The organism is Alkalibacillus haloalkaliphilus C5 (assembly GCF_000269905.1).
Lineage (GTDB): Bacteria > Bacillota > Bacilli > Bacillales > Alkalibacillaceae > Alkalibacillus > Alkalibacillus haloalkaliphilus_A.
In genome coordinates, this window is the sequence record NZ_AKIF01000192.1 from 1 (window position 1) to 4,545 (window position 4,545).

6 protein-coding genes are annotated in these 4,545 nt (G+C 36.1%); all 6 read left to right on the top strand.

What is annotated here, in order from left to right; translation table 11 throughout:
• Window positions 1-357: hypothetical protein (locus tag A194_RS18720; protein ID WP_040403117.1), on the top strand; the 357-nt coding region annotated here is incomplete at its 5' end.
• A gap of 54 nt (window positions 358-411) precedes the next feature.
• Entirely contained in the window at window positions 412-1,128 is a 717-nt protein-coding gene (locus A194_RS0114875) for a hypothetical protein (protein WP_017187594.1), read from the top strand.
• A gap of 16 nt (window positions 1,129-1,144) precedes the next feature.
• The gene (locus A194_RS0114880; protein WP_017187595.1) at window positions 1,145-2,455 is read left to right on the top strand and encodes a hypothetical protein; all 1,311 of its coding nucleotides are present in this window, start codon (window positions 1,145-1,147) and stop codon (window positions 2,453-2,455) included.
• 22 nt (window positions 2,456-2,477) lie between these two features.
• A complete protein-coding gene (locus tag A194_RS0114885) occupies window positions 2,478-3,320 on the top strand; it encodes a hypothetical protein (RefSeq protein WP_017187596.1) in 843 nt (280 codons plus the stop codon).
• A gap of 4 nt (window positions 3,321-3,324) precedes the next feature.
• Window positions 3,325-3,729: a TadE/TadG family type IV pilus assembly protein gene (locus A194_RS0114890; RefSeq protein ID WP_017187597.1), complete on the top strand. Its 405-nt coding sequence runs from the start codon at window positions 3,325-3,327 to the stop codon at window positions 3,727-3,729.
• Window positions 3,729-4,397: a Tad domain-containing protein gene (locus A194_RS0114895; RefSeq protein ID WP_017187598.1), complete on the top strand. Its 669-nt coding sequence runs from the start codon at window positions 3,729-3,731 to the stop codon at window positions 4,395-4,397. The genes A194_RS0114890 and A194_RS0114895 overlap by 1 nt, the downstream gene beginning before the upstream one ends.
• Window positions 4,398-4,545: the final 148 nt, after the last annotated feature.

The window sequence follows — 4,545 nt, forward strand, 5'->3', positions numbered from 1 at the left end:
GAAGAAGTATTAAAGGCTTGGGAAGACTGGAAGAGGGATGCAATGAGAGAGGTTGACCGTCAAGTGGTATTTAATCAATCTGACATTAATAGTACTAGGATAAATTGGAATTCCCGGAATTTATCAATGTCTGTTTCTCTTCAAAGGGCAATAGACCTTTTATGGATAGAATACGATTATTTTACAAATGAACAGAGAAATGAATTGAGTGATAGAAAGAATGAAGTAGTCGATGCTTTTGAAGAGTTAACGGAAGATGTTGATAAAAAAATGAATGAACTTAGTGATCAAACAATCGAGGAGGCAAGACAATCCATTGATGAAACGTTTGAGAGAGAAATTGAGTCTAGTAATTAGGTATAGAAGGTGAGCCTGTCTCACCTTCTACCAATAAATGATGGAGAGGTATACATGGATAAACCTTTTAGAAACACATGGGAGATCTATACTGGAAGATTTGAAAAGGTATTAGTATTAATGCTCACTACAACTTTGCCATTATTACTATTACACTCGTTCATTACGAACTATATATATGCGATAACACCTTCATTTGCAAGTGGTTATTCTGTGGCGGATATTTATTATGGACTTATTACTTTATTATTTTTCCTTTATGCTCAAGCTCCATATATTCGCTTCGTGTATAACGAGCATGTTGGAGTTGAGAACAACCTTAGGAACACAATCTATCATTTTCTTGTAAATGGATTTTCAGTGTTTATATTTGCATGTTTAGTAGCAATCATTAGCACAATTGGTTTTGCACTCTTAATACTTCCGGGCTTAATCTTTCTTTCATTAGTATTTCCTGTACCTTATATAAGCATGTTTGACGAAAAGTCAGTATGGAAGTCTTTTAAAGAAGGTCTCCGAGTTGCAAAGAAGCATTTTATTAAGATATTTCTGATCCTTAGTTTGTTTGGGTTAGCAGAACTTTTATTCGGTATTTTTGTCACGTTTCAATTATTCACTATAACACCATCATTTGCAGCACAAGTCATAACACAAATAGTACTAAACTTAATTGTTTTTCCATTTCTAATAATGTATATGACTTCATTGATTTTAAAATGGAGAGAAACTTTAGCTACTTTGGAAGTTCAGGATGAAAGGAAAATTTCTTAAGGAGTAGGTGCGTAAAATGGGTAGATTGTTTAAAAGAGTGATTCTTGCTTTTATAGCAGTTTTGCTAGTTTTACATCCCCTTATTACACCAGTTGTTCATGCCGTTGAGCCTTGGAGTGGTGAATCCTGGGAAGGTGATCCTTGGGACGGTTCGCAATTACAGTGGCAAGGTGAAGATTGGGAAGGTAGTGAAACTGAAGGAACGCCTTGGGAAAGCAATCCTATAGACGGCACACCATGGGAAGGTGAAACAGGAGAAGGGAATCCTTGGAATCAAGATGGTTTTAATAATGATGGTTCTTGGTCAGGGTATGATTGGCAGCTCTCCCCTTGGTATATGAATGGATGGGCACAGCCCGGAATGAACGGGGATCCTTGGTCTAATGATGGATTTGCAGGGGATCCAACTCAAGGTTCACCATGGGCTGGTAACGATTTTTCGATGGGTGAGATGAGTGGTGATCCATGGAGAAATACAGGTTTTTCTGGCAATGAAAATAGTATCCCGCCTTGGATGTACAATGGTTATGATCCTCAAGACACGTCTATTGACACTAGCTCATATGATGTAGGCAAGTTTTTAGTTAATGATGTTTTAATGGGGCAAGTAGACCTAATGGGTCACCTGGACACTCATCAGAATATGACTGACAGGAATTACAATCAATCTAGGAACTATGGGATTGGTTATAGGTCAAATATATTTGTTAATGGTTTAAGGCTTGGGATAGATGACAACGTAGCATTAGATACAGCGGATAATGTATTAAACACATACAATGCAGCGCAAGGAATAAGGACAGCAGCTGATATTGTGTCTTATGAACAAGCTATACGAAATAGTCAAGCTTACCGTGGAAGTATAGACCGTATTGAAGATTTGGCCTCTATCTCTCAACGAACATCTAACCCAAACCCAAGCCCAGTTTCTGTAGGGGCTCTATCTAAACTAAATGTTGCAGCTGCAGCAGTTGGTGCAGGCTTCTCTGCTATAGACACTGGAATTAGTACAGTAGAGGCATATAATGTTCTAACTAGTGAAAACGCCTCAGGAGCGGAAATGACCTCAGCAACAGCGAGAGTAGGTGAGGGTGCTGGGAACACTCTTATGAATGCGGGGATGGTAACAGCTGTTGTTCCAGGAATGCAAGCTGCTGGTGGAATAATGATAGGAGTTGGAGCAGGTTTATGGGCAGTCTCTCGAGGAACTAGGTTTGTAGCAGATCATTGGAAAGGTAATATAAAGGACACGGGTAAAGCAATGGTAAACTCCGCTAAAGATACTGCCAAAAAGACATGGAGTACAGTTAAAGGGTGGTTTTCTTAAATTGAAAGGATGATGTACTACTATGGAAGTAACAGATCAGTTAATAGTACAAAAAACTAAAAAGTTAAAACGCATATATGAAAATTATAAAATATCCCCAAATCATTTAAACATTAATGGAGAAGACTTTTATGTTGTTTATTACAGGCCAAAATTTTCTAATAAAATAAGTGCTCTCACTGTAGTGTCTACAAAGAACGACTTAACAATTGATGAGCTAGAAGAAGCTTTTGAAGAATTAACATACTTACACAATTTTATAAATTCAATCTTTGAAGGAAAACAGAAAAAAGATAATAATATGGAAGGTTTTAGAGCCGTTCAGGATTTTATTATTAGAGTATTATCAGAGGTTGAATTAACTGAATCTGATAAGAGAGTATATATACAATGTTTAGATGCTATAAAAGCTGTTCAAAAATATCAGGAAAAACATGATGACATTATGTCTGATAGTGAAAAATACCTTTTGAACAAAGCGAATGAAGGTCAGAAATTTTATGAAGCTGATATTAATGAATTACTAGGTTTATTGGCAGAATTTGATTATGCTCAGTTTAAACAATTAAGAAGTATACTGGAAGCATCAAAACTGATTTCATTTCTAAGTGAACAAATTAATGAAACAAACTCCATGAAGTACCTAGTTAATAATAGTTTACTAACATACATCAATGAATTAATTAACTTAGAAACAAAAGCAAAAGAGAACTTAAAACAAATAACACATGTGAAAAATATTGAGTATTTGTCAGAAGCAGAGCATAAAGAAGTTTTTAAAGAGTTAGCTCTAAGCAATCAAAAAGAGGCTTTGCCAGATTTAAAGAAAGACTTAAGATTACCAATCTTGGTGGACACTAGGTGATGTTATGGGGCTGAGAAAAATTAAGAGCTTAGTTAGAAACGACAAAGGTTCAGTTACAATTGAATTTTTGGGGATCATTCCACTTGTGTTGATTTTGTTAGCTGTATTAATTCAGTTTATTGTTGGTGTGAACGGATATTTGGTTGCTCAGTCAGCTGCCAATGAGTACGCAAAGGTTTATTCGGTAACACAAAGTTCTACTGAAGCATCAAGTGCAGCTAATCGAATTTTAACATCAACGGGTGATTACTTAGAAGGTTCAGTTTCTAGTCTTAATGTAACTGGAAAGAACTTTGACGCCGACATCAATGTGAGTATAAGTCTAATATTCTTACCTGATGAGATTTTAGGTTGGAGTACACCCTCAATAAGTTTCACTACTTCAGCCCATGGTCGGGTGATTGAGTAATGAAAAATTATCTAAATGAAAGAGGAAACATTGCCATATTCGTTCTTGGGATGCTAAGTATCATAATGGTCATGTTTATATTAGTTATAAACATGGCGAGTGCTTTAGCTACTAAAGAACAATCCTCTACTACAGTTCAACAAGCAAGCTTGGCTGCGACAAGTGTATTTTATGAAGAGGTTAGTAGGGTTATAGATGAATATGAAGATGAGACGTTGGAAGGATCCTTACTAGCATTTTTCGAGGACTTCAATGAAAAAGTCTCCGACAGAATTGACCAACTTTCTAGTTCAGATGGTTATACAGGTTGGTCGCAAAATGAAATTAATATAGAGGCATTTAACCAAGTGTTAACAGAAGAATTAAATGAGCCAATAGTCAGAACAACTTTAAGTGGTTTACTTCAAGACGAAGAAGTAAGAACGAGTGTAATTAATGAAGCAAGAAATACTATTCAAAGAAACAACGGAGTTTTAGATGGTGCTGTATTAACCGTAAGTGACAATCGTTTTTATGTAAGGGCTGCCAATGAGTTTGAATCAACATCTTTAGACGGTATAGTCGGTCAAATAAATGAACATGTTTACCAAGAATCAGCCGGCCCTACTATTAATTTTCTAGAATTGATTTGGCCCAGTTCTAGTTCAACTATTTCATTAGATCATTGAAAGGAGATTACGCATGTCTAAATCAGAGAAGCGTTGGCGCAGGTTTTATCTTATCTTAATGCTATTCATTTACATTATTTATGTGCCGGTGACGGTAATTGATTGGTTAGGTGGATCTGGAAGTTTCCCTTACACTGCCTTTATAGTA